24 protein-coding genes and 1 pseudogene are annotated in these 20,169 nt (G+C 44.5%); 2 read left to right on the top strand and 23 right to left on the bottom strand.

Annotated elements, in window-relative coordinates; genetic code table 11:
- Positions 1–443: 443 nt before the first annotated feature.
- From AAY47_RS23200 to AAY47_RS22060, 3 genes and pseudogenes are all read right to left on the bottom strand, one after another.
- Positions 444–773, bottom strand: a pseudogene (locus AAY47_RS23200) (Bro-N domain-containing protein); the annotation flags it as partial.
- Complete coding sequence (locus tag AAY47_RS21795) at positions 770–1,543, bottom strand: phage antirepressor KilAC domain-containing protein (RefSeq protein WP_047771092.1); 774 nt, start codon at positions 1,541–1,543, stop codon at positions 770–772. The gene AAY47_RS21795 and the pseudogene AAY47_RS23200, both read right to left, overlap by 4 nt.
- A 72-nt stretch (positions 1,544–1,615) precedes the next feature.
- Entirely contained in the window at positions 1,616–1,783 is a 168-nt protein-coding gene (locus tag AAY47_RS22060; protein WP_160300209.1) for a hypothetical protein, read from the bottom strand.
- 121 nt (positions 1,784–1,904) lie between these two features.
- Between AAY47_RS22060 and AAY47_RS20055 the strand changes: the two genes are divergently transcribed.
- Positions 1,905–2,693 carry a helix-turn-helix domain-containing protein gene (locus tag AAY47_RS20055; protein ID WP_152669821.1) on the top strand — a complete coding sequence of 263 codons (789 nt, stop codon included), beginning with the start codon at positions 1,905–1,907 and terminating at the stop codon, positions 2,691–2,693.
- 283 nt (positions 2,694–2,976) lie between these two features.
- Here AAY47_RS20055 and AAY47_RS15825 read toward each other — a convergent pair whose 3' ends face one another.
- The 4 genes from AAY47_RS15825 to AAY47_RS15810 form a co-directional block, all read right to left on the bottom strand.
- Positions 2,977–3,507 carry a hypothetical protein gene (locus AAY47_RS15825; protein WP_047771091.1) on the bottom strand — a complete coding sequence of 177 codons (531 nt, stop codon included), beginning with the start codon at positions 3,505–3,507 and terminating at the stop codon, positions 2,977–2,979.
- 18 nt (positions 3,508–3,525) lie between these two features.
- Positions 3,526–3,990, bottom strand: a complete 465-nt coding sequence (locus AAY47_RS15820) for a hypothetical protein (protein ID WP_047771090.1) — start codon at positions 3,988–3,990, stop codon at positions 3,526–3,528.
- 71 nt (positions 3,991–4,061) lie between these two features.
- Entirely contained in the window at positions 4,062–6,569 is a 2,508-nt protein-coding gene (locus tag AAY47_RS20050; protein WP_053014309.1) for a hypothetical protein, read from the bottom strand.
- 68 nt (positions 6,570–6,637) lie between these two features.
- Positions 6,638–7,114: a hypothetical protein gene (locus AAY47_RS15810; protein WP_047771089.1), complete on the bottom strand. Its 477-nt coding sequence runs from the start codon at positions 7,112–7,114 to the stop codon at positions 6,638–6,640.
- A 203-nt stretch (positions 7,115–7,317) separates the two neighbouring features.
- Here AAY47_RS15810 and ghoS point away from each other — a divergent pair, with 203 nt between their 5' ends.
- Positions 7,318–7,602 carry a type V toxin-antitoxin system endoribonuclease antitoxin GhoS gene (ghoS, locus tag AAY47_RS15805; RefSeq protein ID WP_047771088.1) on the top strand — a complete coding sequence of 95 codons (285 nt, stop codon included), beginning with the start codon at positions 7,318–7,320 and terminating at the stop codon, positions 7,600–7,602.
- Here ghoS and AAY47_RS15800 read toward each other — a convergent pair.
- The 16 genes from AAY47_RS15800 to AAY47_RS20845 form a co-directional block, all read right to left on the bottom strand.
- Positions 7,599–7,790, bottom strand: a complete 192-nt coding sequence (locus AAY47_RS15800; protein WP_047771087.1) for a hypothetical protein — start codon at positions 7,788–7,790, stop codon at positions 7,599–7,601. The two genes, ghoS and AAY47_RS15800, sit on opposite strands and share 4 nt — an antisense overlap.
- Positions 7,791–8,147: 357 nt before the next feature.
- Entirely contained in the window at positions 8,148–8,561 is a 414-nt protein-coding gene (locus AAY47_RS15790; protein ID WP_047771085.1) for a hypothetical protein, read from the bottom strand.
- Entirely contained in the window at positions 8,561–9,010 is a 450-nt protein-coding gene (locus AAY47_RS15785; protein WP_053014308.1) for a phage tail fiber protein, read from the bottom strand. The genes AAY47_RS15790 and AAY47_RS15785 overlap by 1 nt, the downstream gene beginning before the upstream one ends.
- 12 nt (positions 9,011–9,022) lie before the next feature.
- Entirely contained in the window at positions 9,023–10,477 is a 1,455-nt protein-coding gene (locus AAY47_RS15780) for a DUF3383 domain-containing protein (RefSeq protein WP_047771084.1), read from the bottom strand.
- Between the two features lie 12 nt (positions 10,478–10,489).
- Positions 10,490–10,975 (bottom strand): LIC_12616 family protein, encoded by a 486-nt coding sequence (locus AAY47_RS15775; RefSeq protein ID WP_053014307.1) that lies wholly within the window; start codon positions 10,973–10,975, stop codon positions 10,490–10,492.
- Positions 10,963–11,343, bottom strand: coding sequence for a hypothetical protein (locus tag AAY47_RS15770; RefSeq protein WP_047771083.1), 381 nt, complete (start codon positions 11,341–11,343; stop codon positions 10,963–10,965). Before AAY47_RS15770 ends, AAY47_RS15775 begins: the two co-directional genes overlap by 13 nt.
- Positions 11,343–11,813: a hypothetical protein gene (locus tag AAY47_RS15765; RefSeq protein ID WP_053014306.1), complete on the bottom strand. Its 471-nt coding sequence runs from the start codon at positions 11,811–11,813 to the stop codon at positions 11,343–11,345. Before AAY47_RS15765 ends, AAY47_RS15770 begins: the two co-directional genes overlap by 1 nt.
- A gap of 3 nt (positions 11,814–11,816) precedes the next feature.
- Positions 11,817–12,230, bottom strand: coding sequence for a DUF4054 domain-containing protein (locus tag AAY47_RS15760; RefSeq protein ID WP_047771082.1), 414 nt, complete (start codon positions 12,228–12,230; stop codon positions 11,817–11,819).
- A gap of 2 nt (positions 12,231–12,232) precedes the next feature.
- The gene (locus AAY47_RS15755; RefSeq protein WP_152669820.1) at positions 12,233–12,568 is read right to left on the bottom strand and encodes a hypothetical protein; all 336 of its coding nucleotides are present in this window, start codon (positions 12,566–12,568) and stop codon (positions 12,233–12,235) included.
- Positions 12,569–12,654: 86 nt separating this feature from the next.
- A complete protein-coding gene (locus tag AAY47_RS15750; RefSeq protein WP_047771080.1) occupies positions 12,655–13,668 on the bottom strand; it encodes a major capsid family protein in 1,014 nt (337 codons plus the stop codon).
- 77 nt (positions 13,669–13,745) lie between these two features.
- On the bottom strand, positions 13,746–14,234 hold the full coding sequence (locus AAY47_RS15745; RefSeq protein WP_047771079.1) for a structural cement protein Gp24: 489 nt from the start codon (positions 14,232–14,234) through the stop codon (positions 13,746–13,748).
- Between the two features lie 9 nt (positions 14,235–14,243).
- Positions 14,244–15,524 (bottom strand): DUF2213 domain-containing protein, encoded by a 1,281-nt coding sequence (locus tag AAY47_RS15740; RefSeq protein WP_047771078.1) that lies wholly within the window; start codon positions 15,522–15,524, stop codon positions 14,244–14,246.
- Positions 15,525–15,527: 3 nt separating this feature from the next.
- Entirely contained in the window at positions 15,528–16,253 is a 726-nt protein-coding gene (locus tag AAY47_RS15735; protein ID WP_235428380.1) for a phage minor head protein, read from the bottom strand.
- Positions 16,216–17,781 (bottom strand): DUF1073 domain-containing protein, encoded by a 1,566-nt coding sequence (locus AAY47_RS15730; RefSeq protein ID WP_053014305.1) that lies wholly within the window; start codon positions 17,779–17,781, stop codon positions 16,216–16,218. The genes AAY47_RS15735 and AAY47_RS15730 overlap by 38 nt, the downstream gene beginning before the upstream one ends.
- Before the next feature lie 8 nt (positions 17,782–17,789).
- On the bottom strand, positions 17,790–19,235 hold the full coding sequence (terL, locus tag AAY47_RS15725; RefSeq protein WP_047771077.1) for a phage terminase large subunit: 1,446 nt from the start codon (positions 19,233–19,235) through the stop codon (positions 17,790–17,792).
- A 198-nt stretch (positions 19,236–19,433) separates the two neighbouring features.
- Positions 19,434–20,066, bottom strand: coding sequence for a terminase small subunit (locus tag AAY47_RS20845; protein ID WP_072059808.1), 633 nt, complete (start codon positions 20,064–20,066; stop codon positions 19,434–19,436).
- Between the last annotated feature and the right edge of the window lie 103 nt (positions 20,067–20,169).

Below are 20,169 nucleotides of genomic sequence, written 5' to 3'. Positions count from 1 at the left end.
TCTGATATTCTTTTATTAAGATCCCTTAGCAAAGCTAAAGAATCTTTAAGCATGGCGTTAATATGTCCAGATAAAGGAACATCCATATTGATAAGGTTTAAGAAGATGTTCTTTCTCCATAGCTCATAACCAGAATTAAACAATGATACTGCTTTTTCGAGTCTCATTATTTCGTCATGAGCTAATTCACTAGATTCAGTTTCATTTCTTGGTATATATTCACCTTCCAGCACATTCAGGAACTCAACCGCCTCTGTTATTTGCGCTGGTGAAAGCTGGTAGATATGTTTAACTTCAAAATGCTCATGAACCAGTTTCCAAATGTCAGGGTAAATTTTACCAAGGCCAGTAGTAATTAAACGCTCGGCGGTCTGGCGCAATGGGGTTAACTGACTCGCTGTTGAGAGGCGAGGCTTGGTTTTAACTTCTGTTGCTTCTTTCTCAACTTCACGATCCAGTATATCCAGCACCCATTTACGGAACTCTTTAGCAACACTCGTCTTTGAGAACATAGCAACCAAATGAGCACCTCGAAGTGAGAAAACTCTAACCACTTTTTTACGTAAGCTATTGTTTATTCCATTGACACTCAAATTGAGGGTCAATGTCATAGCTGTGCTAAACTCATCTGAATTACGCTCATAAATTTGAGTAATGGCATCCGTTTTTTTGTACTGTAACGCCTTGGCTAACTCAGGAGCGGTTAGCCATATATCATTGGCATGATTTACTGAGGTAAAAACAGTATTACGGAAGGTTAATTGATTGCTCATGCCGCAACCTCCGCATTTAACATCTTGGCTAATTTGGAGATACCTTTAGGGGTTACACGAACCTGTGTTGTAGTTTTATCGCTACCATCAGGCTTATAAACAACGGCCATTTTGTGCTCAAGATAACCAGACTGAATTTTGTCTTGATAGCCGATCCATGATTCGTTGTTAACGCGTTTATAAATCCAGTGTTGTTCGCTCAGGAAGTCAAACAAAGCCTTGGGACGAATCTGTAATTGCTTAGCGGCATCAGTAACGCACATCGAGCCGTCTGATTTTACAATACGTTCCAGTGCGTCAACGTCAGGCTGCATTTCTTCAACCTTGTGCTCAAGGTCTTTATTTTCCAGTAACAAACGTTCCTTTTCTTCTTCGGCTTGAATTACCATAAGAGCAAGCTCTTTGACATTCGGCAGCCTCGAAGGGGAATTGCGCCTTTCTTGTTCTAATTCGTACAGGCGATCAATCACCGCTGCACGTCTTTTAACATCGTATCCAGTAACTAAGATTTCAGTATGACGACGGTCTAGTAAATACTCCCAAGCATTGGGATTGTTATTGTCGTACTGAATGCAGGTAACGCGTTGATTGGTAAGGTAAACCAAATCTGGCTTACGGATATAATCAGATTCAGCGCCACCATATAAAGCAGATAACATAGTGCGAATATCGCGGCATACATGCGTATGACTTTTACCAGTCAGTTTTGCGATCTCACGACTTGACATGGTTGCAGTGACATCTACTACACTGTTTGCTACACTATTCATGACTATAATTCCTTTCTAGTTATTGACAGTTTAGAAGCCTCGCTGGTGCCAGCCTTCGAGGTTTCGTCTTTATTAGATAATGATTTCACCTTTCTTCTCCATCTCATCCAGTAACTTAAGGCGATACACAATATCTGCATGTTTAGTGCGCATATATTTCTTTGATGTTCTTAAAATACCCTCTTCTACTTCGGGAGGAATGCGCACTTGCGTAGGGTTGATTTTTGATACATTATGCATACATGAGTTTCCGTGAGTTTTTATGATGTAAATTCATCATAATTTACAACAACCAGCAAAACAAGAGTTTTAATGAGTATTTTTTCAATAAAACTCATGTTTATTTTAAGTGATTGATATTATGAAGTTTGATGAAAACTTTCCGAAGAGATTAACGTCTGCCAGAAACGCAGTCGGACTTACACAAGCTAATTTAGCCTCGAGAGCTGAAACTGTGGTCAGGCAGATAGCCGCCTATGAAGCCGGTGATGCAAGGCCAAGATTAAAAACGTTAAAAAAAATTGCATCCGCATTGGGAACCACAGAAGAATGGTTGTGTGTAGGCATAGGTGAAGCACCAAATGCTGAGTCGTTCTCAAGAATTAGAAACATAAATCAGATCCCGATATTGTGCGAATTCTCTATTGATGATTTTGTTTCCAATGGCTACATTCCTCAAGGAACGAAACTTTATCCATGTGAGGCAGATGTAAGTGAAAAGGCGTTTGCTTTTATCATCTATGGTGATTCAATGATAGCAGGGAGTGGTAACTTAAGCCTCCCTGACGGAACAATTGTGACTATTGACCCTTGCGCAAATTTTTCTAGTGGGGGTATAGCTTTGATATCACAAGATGAATTAATCAGAGTGAAAAAAGTAGTTATTGAGAATAACCGAGCCACTATCATCTCTTTGAATACAGTTGAGTATCCATCAGAGTTATGTGATCTTTCAGAGCTTGATTATATCTACCCAGTAATAAAAGCTGAAATTAACCTAGGTGATAAGCCACCATATATCCCACAATGGGAATCACAAAAGCATACCCTTACAAAACCAATGTTTCTTTCTAAGAATAAAAACGAACTTAAAGGGCAATTGAACAGAATCGAATCCATGCTTGAGCAACTAATAAAAAAAAATTTTTAAAATAAAATTCTAAATACTTTTTTAGTTTTTATGGCAGCATCTAATGATCAATAAAAAAGCCCCGTAAGGGGCTTCTCTTGGCTTTTAGGGAGATTAAAAAATCAACTTAGATACAGCAATCGCAATACTCGCTGTGGCTATGATGGTTGCCGCTATTGAGCATTGGGTTAACATGGATCATGCAGTTCCAGAAAATGAGCTACCAGCCATAGTTCAAAGGCTAGCCAAGGTAGAAGCTCAACTGGATAAACTTACTAAAAAATAAGCCCCTACGGGGCTATTATCAATTGTAGAATGAATGCATTATAGGAGCTTTAGGGTCATCAAGATATCTATAGCATTGAAATTTTTGACTCATCCTTACCCCGAAAGCATTCGTTCCTGAAAATTCGATATACAGGAAATAGATAGGGCGTCCATTAAGCTTTCTTTCTTCCAAGATGACATGATCTTCTTCATAGGTTTTAGGATATTTCAAACTTAGTTTTGGCATCTCACTACATGCAAAATGCATATCTCTTTTAAGTTTATCCCTTTCAATCTCATCTTTATGAGCAAGGTAGTATTCATGAGCTTTCCTTTCTTCCTCAGCTTTGCGTTTCCTCTCTTCTTTCTCTGCCTCAGCTCGTCTGACTAACCTCTGTTTCTCGAATTCTTCATGTTCGGCAAGATCCTGCTTTTCTTTTTTTGTTAATTGAGAAACGGGCTTTGATTGTAACTGCTCAATATATTCACGTTTCTTGTCTGTTTCATACTTCATATAAACTACAAACCCAATCAACAAAAGAAGTAAAAATTGAAGTATCTTTTTCATGTTGTTCCAAGTTTTAAATTAATCAATCCCAAATTTTCTTTTAAGCTCTGATTTATGCTGTTCGATAAATTGCCTTATTCTCTCCGCTCTTTCGTTTGGTATGCCCACCTTGACTCCATAATCAAGCAGTATTTGGAGCATTCTCTTTCGTTCACTTGCGGTTACTTCCTTTGCATGGAGTTTGAACATAGCTCTAACTGCTGATACAAATTCTTCGCATGGCGCAGGTTCATTGCATTCCTTGCTTAAAACATCTTCATTTGGCATATACATGGCATAGGATATGCCATCCATAGTCATTTTTACTTCAGGATTAGTATTATATTTAGGTTTTACATAGGTTGCCGTGTCATCCTTGGCGTTATAATTTCGTAAAACCTCTCTAAAATTATTAAAAGCAACTTTGTCTTGAGGTTCAGGAAGACTGGAGCAGCCAGATACAAAAGATACCAAAAACAAGACAGCAATAGACTTTCTTAACATTCATCAGCCCACACAATGATTAATTTGCTTCAAGTATAACCACCGCTCAAACAAAATACAGAAAAATCAATCTATCCCATCGATGGTATTATCTGAGATAGGTTCGTTCTGATAGCCTCCCCTCCGTCTGCTACAGTCCCCTTGATTGTGTCTGAATTTGAGTAAACATTAACATCGCCATTCATATCTACTTTGATATTAGTTGCACCGGCCACAGGCATATTCTGTATTCTCTGTGTCTGTGAGAGAAAATCATGAGGTGCGTTCATATCCATATTGGGAACAAGTGGCTTTGATATTGCCTCAGAGAATGCGCTAATATTTTTTGCTAAATTGACCATCGGATCTCCTTGTCCTTTAATTGCCGCCATGATAAGTGGTTTGGAGTAAGGTAACGGTTTTCCTATTTCTTCCTGACTCATAGCATTCATCAACGCGAACATAACATCGTCGTTATTTAAATCTAGGCGATCATGCCTGCCTACACCTAGCCTCTGCGCAGCTCTATCGATATATTCCTCTGTGCGATTTTTGTCCTTACCACCTGGGGGCGTCCATTTTCGTATAATCAAGTCGACGGATTGGCGTTTAACGTTATCGGTCAGCCCATTGAAGTATCGCCTCAATTGCCACGCGGTACGCTCCAGCCCATCATACGGAGTGTTAAATTTAGCAAATCGTTTCTCAGGGTGGTCTTCTTTTGCTGCGCCTTTTTGTTTGGCATATTCCATGTTCAGCGGGTTATTGTTACGCTCCCCTCTGGTATTACCTTTTTGTGGCGGAGGTAAAGGCTTCTGTGGTTTATTTCCCAGTATGATATTATTAAGCTCATCTAACGTCATTTCACCACGCTGAACCTTAGCTTTGAGCTTATCAAGTTCAGGATCACCAGTAGGGATATCTAAGGTGGTTTCAGTAACCTGACTTCCTAGCCCTTTACCACGATTATCTACCCACTGACCATTAATCCATCTAGCATCACCTTGACCTATCAACGCTGCACCAAAATCAGACCAAGTCGGAGCTGTTCTTACACGCTGGAACCAGTCATATTCACCAAATGTAGAATTGAGTGCCGAATCTATATACTCTTCACTTTCATATGCAACACCAGCGGCTAAACCAACAGCGCCAGCTTTTCCTGCCATTCCTAATTTTCCACCAGGAACTTTTATATTCTTAGCCCCTCTGGATACCTTACCGAATGCCCCTAAAATCTTACTAACCCACTTGGTGGCTAAGTATGTGGCAAATGCACCAAACGCCAATTTCAAGTTACTGATTTCGCCATTCGTATCTTTGAACCATTGGCCTATGGTGGTGTTTTTAAACCACTTTTTGAATTCATCTAATTTTTTCAAAACATACTCAATTGAATCACTCCATTCTGACCAGTCAAATAATGAATCCCCGCCTTTTTTCCATGTTTGGTAATCGTCATAAAGCCCCAATAAGCCAAGACTCAAAAGAGCAATAAGCCCAACGCCAGTGAATAAAGGCGCAAACATAGCAAGAAAGGCAGAACCTGCGGCAATAGCCATAGGGATGAGAGCTACTCCGATAATTGTCGCAATGCCTTTAAATACCGAGATGGCAGTTTCACGATTCTTATTCAGATAAGAAAGAAAACCGGAAATTCTCTCTGAAAACTTGAGAAGATAAGGCGTTAAATAGTTAGCTATTAGTGTTTTTAACCCCTCCCATTGCTGACCGAGTACCGAATTTTGCTCCCTGAGTTGGCGGTTTAATTCCAGTTCCTCTTTGGTAGAGATGACGAGGTTTTTCTGAGCGTCCAGCTTTTTCTGAACAGCCTCTTTGCCCTCCAGCAACATGTTGATGGTTCCGTCGTCCAGCCCCATGTTTTTAGCGATGTTATACGCCTGTGGGCGCTCCATCTTGGAAAAAGAGTCCGCCATATCTAACAGAATATCGTCCAGATTCCTGATTTTCCCGTAGGAGTCTACCACCCCAATACCTAGCGCATTGAAAAATGGCAATATGGACGCATCACCCACAGTCACCAAATCCCACAACGATTTATTGAGGCTGGACATTGTGGCCGCCATGCCGTCAGCTCTGCCACCTGACATCTCAGCGGCGTTCTGCCATTTTTTGATGGTGTCCGCGTTCATGCCAAGATTCTTACTCAAGAAGTGAACTTGGTCATTTGCACCGGATATATCATTAATGAGTTTGGTCAGACCAGTTGAAACAAAGATAGTGGCAAACAGCCCGGTCAATGCTTTGACTGCACCTTTAATGGACTTGCTCATATCCTGAGCTTTATCAGACGATTCACTGAGTGAGTCGGAGAAATTCAGCACCACATTAGAGGTGCTTTTAGTGGATTTACCGACAGTTTCAGTCGATTTGGTCAGAGATTCATTAGACTGACTCAAATCTCTGGAACTATCCGCAGCTTGACCGGTACTATCTGATAACTCTGCCACAGCCGTAGATGCACCGTCAGCTTTCTTATCCAGATCATCAAGCGCTTTAATCGCTTTGTTCGCATCATTTGCAAAGCCGGACATATCCAGCTTGAGTGCAACGAGTAGGGTATCAACGAGAGTAGCCACGCAGCCTCCTTTTATTGAGATATAAAAAAAGGCCGCATTTGCGACCCTGTTGTAATCAACCTAATTCTTTAATAGGTTAACTCTGTCTTGGATATACCAATAAATACTTTGTCTTTCAGCCTGAAACAGACTCTATCCCAGTTATTGTTAATCACTTTAATGCCATCAGAGTCTTCGCCAATACGAACATGAGTGCGGTCATCATCGCCAATCCAAAGTGTAACACCTACCGGAATAAAACTGCCCCCTCTAGGTGAATCATCAATGACGGTGGATATAAAGAAACTGATCGTGCTGTAATCATCAATAGTTACTGAGTTTATATCGCACTTTCTGAAAGTCCCGTCATCGTACAGAATTCCAGTAGTTACATATGAGTTTTGGTTACCTTGATAGTCGTCCCATGATTCATTTTCCAGTTGTAATGATTCTGTATATTTATCAATTAATGCCAAAGCCTCTTCCCGGACGCGATTCATATTTTCAATGCGCTTTTCGTCCAGCTTGATTTTTCTCTCGCGCAGCTCTTTGTAAGTAATGGTCATATTTCTTCCTTTACTGGGGTTAAAAGCGTTCATGTTATCACCTATGTGATTAGTTTTATTTGATTAAGTCCACGAAAAGAAAACCGCGCAAGGCGGAGTGAATTAGCCTGCTTTTAGCCACATCAGGCGAGGTGGTTCTAACTTCCCGTAATTAAAGGAAGCTGATAAGTTGCTTATTTCTCAAACAAAATAAGGAGTAAGAAATGGCAAGATTTACTGTTCGGGTTGAATTAAGAAAAGCAGATAGCACAGATTACGAGAAACTCTATGACAAAATGAAAGCTAAAGGATTTTCGAAATTTATTACTTCGGATGACGGCAGTAAATATGAACTCCCACCCGCCGAATATAATTTTATCTCAGATTCAAAATCTCGTAATGAAGTAAGAGATTTAGCCTATAACATAGCTAAAACCGTTAATTCAAGACCTGCTGTTTTAGTTACTGAATCTGAGGGGCGAGCTTGGAATGGACTCAATAAAGCTTAATCTTCGTCTGAACCATATGTAGGCTCTTCACTTTCTAAGGCCGCAAATGCTTTTCTTACACTGTGGCCTAGGTATCTGACTGCGTTATCAGGCAAATCGAACGTCTGCTGATACTTGATTCTCAGTAGATCTGCCAGAACTTTTATTGCCGCTTCTTGTGAGTCATACGATAATTCTTCAAATTTCATTGTCTTTCTCCAATTGTTAATTCATTCGGTTACATTTGCCAAGTACCGCTCATGGAAACAACAATAAAGCAATAGCTATTGGCTTTAACATTCATCACCTCATGAAATGATGAGTTTGATTTAATTATAGCCACTTAGAGGGCTGAGTAAATTAATCTGACTTACTCAGTTCCTCTATTAACCGCTTGTTGTATTCGCTGACTTGATGGATTTCTAGCATATTCAGCGCAGCTTCCAGCCCGTATATCGTAGAGAGTTCGTGATAGGAGGCGTACCCTGACGTCACGACCTGATACACAATACTGGAAACATTGTTAGGCTCCGCCAGAATGCCCTCTTTCAGCGGCAGGCCAGCCCTCAGCTTTTCGAGTCTGAGCCAGCGCCTTGAGTTAAAAAATCAATGTGGATAGCCAGCGCCTCCTTTCGCAATAGGAACATTGTCTTAACGTCGTGGATATCAGAGTTGAATTCGATAGCGCGGGCATTTCCACCAGACGGAACGATTTGTACACAGTCGAGTAGCTCATTCAGCAGCGGAATGCCGTCTTCCGCCCGAATGCTGGATAGCGCCTTAATTGCTACCTGCGCCATTCCCATCATGCCCATTGATGGACGGAGATCACCAATATCAATGCCACCATTGGCAATCGTGAATAGGGCGCGCATGGCCCAATTGTCCGCTTTGATTACCGACATCTCGGTGATAACAAACATCTTGCCCGCATCACGGCCTGATTCGATGGTGATTGTTTTGGATTTCAGATTAGACATTATGCGATTTCCTCAGCACCGTTAGTGATCATTTTGAATTTGTAGCTGGTTCCGTCCAGTAATTTTTTACCGCTCGCCCCGCCTGTCATACTGATTAGCCCGCCTGTGCCGGAATAGCGTTTACCAATAGAAGGAATTTCAACAACAATGTCGACAAATCTAGCTTCTTTCTTGGAATTAAAGTCCTTTCTAATATTTTCCAGTATCTGAATAGAGGGACTATTCGCCTCCAAATACAGTGTTAATGGTGTTTCATGCGGGATGTAGCCAACGGACTGTTTCCCATCCACCCCAATACGGGTTTCCCCAAGTGTAACCTCACCAAACTCCCATGCGTTATCAGCCTGAAAGCCTTGAATTTCTACATAATCGTCATATATCCCTTTGCATCTCAGCATTAACACGGCATTCGCTGAGGTGATCGTGCGTGGGTTATGTCCCATTGTCATAATGGTTACTCCTTACTGGACGTTAATTGATGGGAGTTCAACTTTCTGGACGCTGCCCCCATCGGCATACCAGAATTTTAATGGCATGGATTTACGCAATCCGCGAGTCTGTGCGGGAGTATCATTGATCATGACACACCATCCCTCAGTCTGAATTTGAGCCGCCGCATCAAAACCCGCCTCAACGTTAATCTGTTTTTTCTGTTGTTCGGACAAAACAACGCCGCGCTGAATACCGCCGAAATTTAACATCTGGTCAATCGGGTCTTTGAGAGCCGCACGATGGATCGCTTTACCGGTTTCGTTATAGGGAATGGATTTGAAACTGGTGAGCATGGTCATTAATGCCAGTTGCAACTGGCTGTTCAGGAATACCTGATTAACGTAGCTGTCTAACCACTTGAATTTACCGGAAATCGAGCCTTGATTAACGAATATGAACCGGTCGTTTGCTGTACCGTAAGCACCGTAAAAGTTAAATCTCAGCCGTAGTAGCTCATCAGCTAAAAACTTTTCGGTTACGGTGGGTTTCAGCCCTTCCTGACGACGGAATGCAAATGTTGCACGACCGTTCAACTCATTGAAATTGAGTGATGCGGCATAGGTACAGGCAAATGCACCGTGGGTATGGTCGCCGTACATCAGGCACGTGCCACCAATATCAGATTCGAGAATGGCGCTGGAAATTGTCTCCAGTGCCACCAGCTCACCATAGGAATACAGCACATGCACATAACGGTCATTTTGCAATGTCACCCATTTGGAAATCGCTATTTTCTCGTCAGAGCTGAAATCACCAATCGCCATAATGGAAACGAAATTAGTCACTGATTTGGTAATGCGTGGCATCAGTTCATCAATGGTGTCCGCATTGATACCCTCGTTTTTCTGTGCACCTGCATTTTCTGTCAGCCCCATGTATTCGGCCAAATCACCAGAGCCGAAACTGATCGTCCCGCCAGCACCTTTCTTTGCCCCTTCAATGGCAAATGTGCGGCTGTTTGCGTCATATTGACATGTACCAGCTTTCGCCAGTGACACAGAGACAGCCTCTGCCAGCGCGGAATAGGATTTGATATCGGCGGGCGTGATGGTGACAACCTGGCGTTTGCCGTCAATATCCAGCTCTAACCCCTGCGGGATATGGTTAAAATCCCTGATTGGTACTTTGCTACCTACCAGCTTTGCCGCCTGATTGGTCGTCACCATTGACGCGATATACAGTGTTTCGGGTCGGGTAGTTGAGCCAACGAATCCAGAAAAATAAACCTGTGCCGCTTCGTATTCAGGGGATTTTGTGCCGAAGATTTCTGCAATCTGTTCAGCGCTGCCGAATGTTTTCGTACCCAACATGGCGCTAGGTGTGCTTTTGGTAATAAAAATAGCGTTCAGTGCCAGGGGATTTCCGCCCGTGCCAACGACGCCGGGCAAGACGCTGACAATGTCACTCGCCGGAATAGTGTTCATTTATTCACCTTATTAAATAGAATTGAGATCAATAGAGAATGAGTCGGTACTCTCGACTGAGTAGGAAATTTCAGGGTTGTATTGCAGTTTGATTTCGAGCATTACGCGGTTTTCGTACTGGTTAGCCTCGTTCATCAGAACCATTTTGCGGGGTTGCTCGCTGTAGAGTGGCTGGCATTTTTTCAGCCGAGCCGTGGTGTAACTGGACTGCCACAGATTCGCCACCACCCGCGCCCGTGAATCAGCATCATCCCCGTAAAAATCTAGCTGCATCGTTAGTTCTACAGAGCGCTGCGCCGTAATCTCTGACGATTCGTGATGGTAATAATTGGCGACGTAGTCAATGTCTCGCTCAAACAAAACGTGCATCACAACGCCGTTGTCAGGAGCAGGGACATCATTTTGATACCCCTGAGTAACGTCACACTGGAATAATTCAATCAGGTATTTTTTGACCTCAAGGAACAGATCTCCGTGAGTTACTGTTATTGTCGCCATAGCAGTACCTTAACCCACGTCGGGTAGGACTCGATGACCTTAGTTACATTCCACTCGGACACTTCATCCTCCTCGCCATAAGCTGCAAAACGCATCCGGTCAGAGCCTTTCTGCTTTGTTCGCCGGATTGCAGATATCTGCCCTCTGGCATAAGCGTAGATATGCTGGCCTTGCTGGTTAATCACCCCTAAGTGCTCTAAATCCTGTGTGCTGAGGCTTTGGAGCTGCACTGAGATCTCATGCTCGGTGTATTTGGGGATTTGTTTACCGGAGTCAGTGACCGTATAGCCATCATTAGCCAGCAGAACGGCGCTGATATTCGGGTTGACGGTGGTGATTAAGCTGTTGGCGATACCTCTGACATCCATTATTTCCCTCCCTTGATAACTTCAAAATCAACCGCCCGCTGCATACTACCGGAATCCACCAGCGTTTGACCGGGTGATGCACGGCCTTTCTTGGTTTTCTTAGCGACGGTTGCAGGAGCATTGGGTGGAGGTAATGATTGCTCAATGCTATCTTTGATATCTAACGCCATCTCCTTACCTACTGTTTCAAATGCTGCCTCTATACCGCCAACTTCCTGTAAACGCCCTTTAATCTGAGCACCAAGAATCTTACCCCATTCGTCAGACTTATTGGCGATAGTACTGCGCATAAACGGTCGAGGCGGAATATTACGCGTGCCAAATTCGTTCGCGGCGGCATAGGGTGCGATTTTCTCGCCCGTGTCTTCATTGGTTGCGCCTGCCAGTATTCCTGCATTTACCTGAATTGTTTGTGTATTGGCGATCCGTTCCAGTGCCGCCCTGAGCTTATCCCCACCTTTAATAGCCATGACTTACCCCCATGGATGATAATGTTTCACCGCTGAATATCGCCCACCTACAACATACTTGCGGGTTGCCTGCCAGTACATTTGCCCACACGGAGTGAGCTTAAACCATGAGGCATTGGCTACGTCCGGTACAGCGAACGAGACACTGACCGAACCCTCGGTTGCGCTGGATGCTGGCCCTGATTGATCGTTGTTTCCCCATAACGTTACTGTCGCAATATGGCAGGTCAGCAAATACAACAGTGTTTTGCGTTCCTGCGTACCATTTAGCTCATAGGGAATAATCGAGTTATCGGAGTTATCCAGCAACAGACAGGCCACATCAAACGCCTGTTGCAATTGTCCATCGGTCAAAACACCTGCAAATCGAGGATACAGTTTCAGGAATTCGCCACTGCCAAATGTGACGATAGCCATTATTAGATGCTCTCCTTCGCTGGCTCTGTGGTAGTCTTGCTGGTATCAACCGGTTCGCGTCCGTGACGAAGCCCTTTGTTCTCGTGGGCTTTATCATTGGCGCTCGCCGCTTTCTCATCCCAAACACAGAGGTTATTTTTAAATATTTCCATCTCGCCATACGTTTTCAGGATGTAATCCCACTTATCCGCGTCTACCCTCGTTTTTCCATAGAGACCGACAGGAAGCACGCCTTTTTCCTGTCCAAATAAATGAAACGCGTTACCTTCCAAAACCACACTGGCGCCATCTGGCATCGGGAACTCAATTCCGTGTGGATGATTCAGGTGAACGTTCACGGTTTTTCCTTTTGACATACTACTTTTCTCCGAAATAAAAAATGGCCTCCTGAGAGACCATCGAATTTTTGATTATGGTGTGTGGGTTACATGCCTGTCATCTGGACTATAGCAGCGGGGATTCGGATCACTGCGCCGTAGGTGGTTGCAGTGAATTTCTGGGAGAATGACGACAACTCTGGCACAATGCGACCTGCACGCATCTTCTCACCAAAACCCAGCAGCCCTGTTTCCATTCCCGCTACTTTCGGGGCGATCAACTGCATAGTTTCGCCACTTGGCCCACTCAATTGTGGCAAGCTGACGATTTCAAGGCTACTAAAATAAGTCGTCAGCATCTTCATCACCGAAACGTTAAAATCGGTTGCATCCCCCAGTTGCACGCGCAGCGTCGGAGAAATAGCCAGAATTAATCTGTCTCGCTCAGAAACTAACCCTTGAGTTTGATTAACCAAACGAGCAAACAGATTCAGGACATCGCTGTAGCGCTGCCTTGTGTTCTTATTCACCCACTTAGTTGAATTCTTTTCACCCGAAGATGCGGCAACAATCGCAGGGGTTAGATTCGGGTCATTTAATGCGCCGTAAATTTCACGACCTGCCACCCCCAATAGATAAAATTTATTACTATCAATATCAATGATAGTCGCCGCAGCACGTTGTTTATCCGCAGCCAAATTGATTTTAGCCTCAGACGCCATATCAGCCTCTAGATCACCATACTGAACGACAGTCTGATAGCGATATTGCTCACGAACATGCCATTCGTAATTCGTACCAGATTTACCGGAATGCCCAAAATCCGAATAGGCCGCAGTGTTGCCGGTGACTTCATTGGCACGCCATTTCATGTATGCTGTAGTCCAGTCCCCGCGCTTTTCTTCACTGTACAATTCACGGGCATTACGTGGCGCGGTGAGGATTTCAATAACTGTCGGGTCTATATAGGCCAGTAACTCAGCCGGAACGGTCGAGTTTGGCGTGGTGATTAACGCTGAATCCTGAGCCAGTCGCGGGATACTGCCGGGCGTGATCCACTGGCGAGCACCATTAAAAATAAAGCCGTATTGCTTGGCTTGTTCAAAAGAAATATTACTCATTCTGTTCTCCAGCACGCATGACAAAGCCACCTGTTATTTCAGAGTGTCGTCATGCGTGAATAATGTCAGGCGGGTAGTTAGGCGGTGTGCCAGTTAGATATGATGGCTTGGTTGCTGTCAGCGTCGTAGTATTTGACTGTCCAGTCTGTTTTAACATGCCCGTCAATCGTTGCTTTTGCATCGGCTGTCTGAATGCTGCCATCAGTTGTGGAGGCAAACACGGCCTGACCAGTAGCCGCATTCTGATTAGTTGGTGCACACCAGTAATCACCACGAACCGCCACTGTGACGTCAGTTTGATCGGGGATCGTCATTGTTCCCGGTGATATCAGATTGTAGTTGTAGTACGCCATTATGCGCTCAACAAAGCCAATCGGTGCATCTTTGCCTGTTGTAGAGGCTTTTACTTGCCTAAACGGATCTGTACCTGCAAAGACAAAATGACCGACAGTAATATCGCCTTCCGCTCGCGGGTTTCCCTGCGTGTAAATCACGGGGTTTTGTGTGGCTCTGTCACCGGGAACCGCTGGTGCGTAGTACAGGCCGACCTGTTTTTGTAATGCCATGATAACCTCTTAAATTTTGATGTTTTTCAAACCCGCGAATGGGCCTTCCAGACTGCTTGGCGCGGCATCCATAACCGGATTCTGAGCGAATGCAGACGGCTTTTGTGCTGCCAGCACGTCAACCATCCCCTTGTACGCGCTTTTGTCGTATTTCTGTGGGTCATAGCCTTTGTTTTTCAGCGCATGTGCATAAATTGCTTCGGCGCTGTCAAAAGCCATAATGTCCAGCTCACCCACCAGCGAACGGACTTTTTGCCCGGCTTCATTGAGTGCCTTGAAATGCACCTTAGTCTGTTCAATGGCTTGCTGACGAATACTGTTAGCATCCATCGTCATCGTGATTACTGGCTTGCGATCCATGGCAGGAGTTTCCTTTTTGGTTTCACCTCTGTTTTCTCCAGAATTTCCCCCAGCGAGGTTACCATTCGCTGTTTTAGGGTCTTCCTGACCGTTATCTCCGACAGGAGTTGTTATTGGGTCACTCTCCGTCAGTTCATGAGCAAACTGCATGCCGCTGATAAAAGTTTGCACAGCGGCTTCATCATCCGTTGCCAGTCCTAGCTCTGTCATTTTTTCTCTGACAGCATCGTTATCTATCGCAAACTCAGTCGGCTTCTGATTCTCAGTTGACTGAGCCGCATTCGGGTTATCTTGTGTGATAACACTGTTATTTTCTGCACTGTTCGGTGCTGTGTTGTCCTGTGGCATTGCATGTTCCTGTAATTGAGACGGCAAGCCGTCATGTACGTAGACATCGGGGCCAGCCCGACCTTCTTTAACCAGTGCGACATGATTCCCGCGAAGATTTTTCATCACGAAGTCATACGCCACCCCGTTAAACTCACCCGATGTGAAATCAGGTTCAAAAAAATAGCCACAACTGAGTTCCTTTAACGAACCATCCTGAATGGCATCAATTGCCATCTGGTCAGTTACGGTTAATGCGTTATCCAGATAGGGCGTATCCCATATAGGGGTTGTCCCAATAGATCCCACCCGCAGCTCTTTTAATGGCTGTTCTGCACTGTCCTGTTTGTGGATATAAAGCAATGGAACACCATTAAAGGTGGATTTGGCCTTTTCCAGCTCATCAGCAGGTCGATAACCGTAATACAGTCGATCTGGTTCTAACTCCAGATTCTCCCAATCGGGAATTTCCCGACCGATGTACGGTACAACCTGCTCTTTAGTGAGATGCGTTTGTGAGACGTGGAGATATCCGTTGTCATCAATACGTCGTCGGCTCCCCTCGTCAAAGACGACAGAGTTTTTTTCGTTAGTTTTAGGCATAATTTAACTGCTTCCAATTTGAGGAATAACAGGGCGGAAATCACATTTGCAGTTCACCGGCTCCCCGGTATGAATATGCCTTTGTACGTGTGGATCATAACATCCCTCACTCAGGTTGAATTTCTGACCGTGCATTTTGAGATGTGATTCGCGGTAGGATTTACTGCCACCAGCACGGTGTATCCAAATTCCCTCAGTGATCCCCGATGATTTGCATCGTTCCCGTGCAATGGCGTTCGTCGCTTTAGCATTCTGGTCACGGGCAATGGTTTTGGCGCGGTTTTCCGTCAGGTTATAACGCTTTTTTAGCTCTTCTTTCAGAAAGCCAATATCCCGCCCGTTGACCACGCTCTGCTGTACCAATGTCTGCACTTGTGTCAAATATTGCTCGGGAATGGACTTAATCAAACTGACCTGCTGCTCATACAGACTATCTAGCACGTTCTGCACGGCAGGTGTGACTTGCATATTGACGGTGATACTTTCAACTCTCAGTTTGTTCTTTACTGAGTTTGACGCATAGGTATTGGCGCGATTAACAAACCAGACAGCGATAGATTCCGCCATTCGACCAAATCTCGTTGTCCATCGCCCCATGACTGAGAACAGTTTACGGTTCAACTCCTTGGCTGGTGAGGCATCACCGACAATATTCGGCTGCTGACGCTTATATTCTGCGGATAGCCAGTAATCAACCGAGTCCGCCATTTCCTGAATCAATCCCTGCATCCGGCGGTAATATTCCTGCTCCAGTCCTGCGTTGGGGCGTGTAGGTCTCCCCGTTTTGACTTTCCGTTTCTTCCCCATAATTAACCTCTGGAACATCATCAACATCAATGCCGAAATAATCACTGTCAGGATCGGTAGATAGACGCTTTCTTACCTCTTTCTCCCAGATAATCGACGAATCCAGCAATGAGGCATCTCTCTCAGCTTTGAGTTTTTCGATTTCAGCGGCGACCTTGGCATCCTGCTTATTCAAATCAACAAAATCGAACGTAACAGACTGGTTTAGGTGACCTAATGTGACAATCTGAATAATATCAAGCGCCTTTTGCAGTCCGGCCCTAAATACCTTCTCTTGTTGACTCTTAACGTGGTCGTTATAGTTCCGGATATCACTGTCTCCAGTCGCATTAAATCCACTGGGGGATAGGCCCAATGATTTCACGGCAGGGGTACGGTTAATCACCACAATCATTTCCAGCATCTGGCGAACAATATCAGTGACCCCAGAGAGTGGTGTTTCCAGCTTAACGATATCTTCCATTTCGTAATCAATCGCTAAAATACCATCATTGGAACGATGTTGAGCCAGATAAGCCAATCGTCCATCTAATCCTCTGGTTGCATTTGGATTGGTTAAAATGTCTTCCATATTAGTTTTCAGTGCCGTCAGAGAAAATTTCTCCAGCAACCGCGCAGCGGAGGTGCGGCTGTCCTGAAAGTGGATCACGTAGTCATACAGCAACTGCGCCTGTGGCATCCCCATAAAATTGTATGAAGGTTTCAGTAGAATCGGGACTTCATTACCACAAATGCGTATTAGGCGGGAACCGTGAACTTCTTTACCCAGTATCCACCATGTATCAGGACTAAAATAGCGGGGACTCAGTGGGTCAGTGCTTTCATATCTGCCAGGAAAGATATTGATAGGCTCCACCAGCACGAAACGTTTGAAATTTTTCAGCTCTGCCGATTTTTCTGAGATATCCAATGGCACCAGTAATTGATTATCTGTAGCGCCCGTATCAATGAATATCAGGCAGCCACCAAAGTAACCATTGAATTCTGCTGCTTTGTGAAAAATATCTTTAACCTTGAATTCAATCAGTGCATCCTCAATCGCTTTTTTATCTTCGGAGCTGTCGTCCTGACTGTCGCTTTCCACCGATTTGATTTCTATCCATTCCCGTGTCATATCATCAACCACAGTCTCGATGCAGGCTCGGATTAAACCGTTCTGCGTGAGAGATGATAAAGCGGCATAACCCATAAATGATGGGCCAAGCGCATAACCCTGACCGTGCTCCCATGCATGCTGAATAAGAGTGTATGCGCCGGCAGAACTTAATGAGGCATCCATTGCCATTGTGACTTCTTTTGGCGTGCCTAATGTTTTTGCCGGGCCATAAATATCTTTTACTTCTTCATAGGTCGGGATGTATTGCCTATCATCTAATTTTCCCAAAAGAGATTTAGACAAAGCCAATCCTCGCCGTGGCTTTGCAGCCTGACGCTTTTTATTTCTTGCCATAGTAATTTTTACCAACGAGTAGCGTGACGTGAATTGCGCATCGCCTGATTAATAACATTCTGATTCATGCTGATACCGCGTCTCTTTTGATACAAGTCGCGTAATGCCTGCGTCATGCAATCCACAACATCATCATGTGCACCTACTGGGAATGTAGTGATTTCATTCACCGCATCCACTACCCAGTGTGCCGTATCTGGATGAGGCAGGTAAATATTGCCCGCCTCCCACTCAGCAGTGACCGCATGAGCGCGGGCGACTTTACTACCGTCCGGCTCTACGGGGATCAGACCTGATATCGTATTTTGTAGGGTGTTAATGACAGCAGGGCCATTAGCTTTGTCTTCCACCAGCTTACGACGCCCTTCTGGAAATAATTCAGTCTGCTTTTTAACTGCCTTCAATGTTTCGGTGAACGTCATCCGTGCTCGTGTTTGATGTAGTAAATAAGCGTTTGCCCCTTTCTTGCCCCATACCTGACCGACCACGTAATCCGTACCTTCGCCGTCTTTAAAGGTCATATCCCAACTGTGGATCACCTTGTCGAATTTATCTGGTAAGTCTTTCGGCAGGTAGTATTTCACCCAATCTTCCTTGAAAATCGTCCCACCAGAGGGCCTTGGTGACTGCTGGTACATCGCTGACCAGAAGTAATCACCCAGAATAGCTTTAGTATCTAACAGTTTTTCGATGGGATGTAGCTCTGGTACCAGTGCCTCCCCTTGCTCATTGATAGCAGGAAAAGCTAGCACCTTCGCTTTCTGACTGATCTTAATTACCTTGCCGGATAGATCATCTGTTGCCCAGCGGGTCGCCATGATGATCTCGCCGCTGTTTTTTGACAGGCGGGTTTTGAATGTAGAAACGTACCAGTTCCAAATCGCGTTCTTCGTGGTGGCACTCAACGCCTCTTTTGAGTTCTTGATGGGGTCGTCAATAATGCCTAAATCGACTTTCTTACCCGTTAATGGGCCACCAACGCCAGCCGCAATATAGGAGCCTTTGTTACCCACAATCTCGAACGTATCAGAGTTACGCTTCGCCATCGTTTCAACAGTCACGACTCGCTTTGGGTTCAGTGACGACGACGGAAAGATATTGCGATATTCCTCACTCATCATGATGCGCTGCACATCACGGTTCATGTCGGAGGCTAAATCTTTGCCATAGGACAACCCGGCAACACGCTTATCAGGATACTTACCGAAGAAGTAAGCTGGCAGGTAGCGAGAAACAATATCGGATTTACCATGCTGTGGCGGCGCACCCAGTATAAGAATAGGGCGTTCGCCTGCCATCATATCAATCAGAAACTCATCCAGTGCATCACAGACCTGTCGAGAGAAGTCACTGGTAATATACTCAGGATTTATGTACTGGATGAACTCATGCAAACTACGCCGTGCTATCTCTCTCTCGATAGCCTCATCCAGCATTGCATTATCAATATCCATGTCAGCACCAAAAGTGAGAGAAATAAGCCGTTCGCACCAAAATCACATCGAAATGATTTTCGTGTTTTTGATAACAAATCAGTAACAAATAAAAGCCCTGAAATCAGGCAGAAGAGTGAGGTTTTTGCCCGTTTGAGGTAGCATTTTGATTGAGTTGAAAAGTCGATGTGCGTCTAAGCGCCATTATGTTAAATAGGGCTACTTTTCCCGATTTTTACTCAGTTCCATCAGTTGCTCAAAACTCAGGTGACTGAGGTCGATATTGTTCGGTGTCATTGAACCATCGCTGGAACTCAAATCGACTTTCTTCGCTGATTCCCAACCCATCAATTCCGACAGTTGTTTAATCGCCGCTTTCGGATCATGGAGTTTCAGCTTGATACCATCCTTTCCGGTGGTCAGTTCTGAGATAGCGCTGAGTGCTGCCGGGTTCTGCAACGCTGAATCTTTGAATTGCCATGTCGCCTGAAACACAGGTTTCCCCTCGTCGTCTTCGCCTATCTGACTGTTACGAAAGTCGGCGATATCGTGAATAGAAACACGCCCCATTGCAGAAAGACGCTCTAAGGCTTCCTGACGGCTCATCACCGCATCAGAAACGGCTTCTTGGTTCATTGAGTTAAGAAATGCTTTGACGTTAGGATTTGTTAGGATTTCACTTGCACAAGATCTTGCTGTTTCTTCCGTCTTTGCCTTGTAGCCAGCCTGTTTGTAGGCATCTGTCTGATTCAGCCCCTTTAAGATGCCTAACACGAATTTCTGTTGCTGTTTTGTTAGGGCATCAAAGAGAACTTGCTGCTCGTCGGTGAGCTTTAGTTTCTTTTGTGCCATTTTTACTTTCCCCATTCAGAATAAACAACTACCTCGATTTATATAACCCCCTATTCGGGCGAGACCACCGAAGCCAAAAACCTCTACAAAATTCTATCAAGCA

Source organism: Xenorhabdus griffiniae (assembly GCF_001028135.1).
Taxonomy (GTDB): domain Bacteria; phylum Pseudomonadota; class Gammaproteobacteria; order Enterobacterales; family Enterobacteriaceae; genus Xenorhabdus; species Xenorhabdus bakwenae.
Note: the sequence above shows the minus strand (reverse complement) of the source record. Positions and strands in the feature narration are given on the sequence as shown.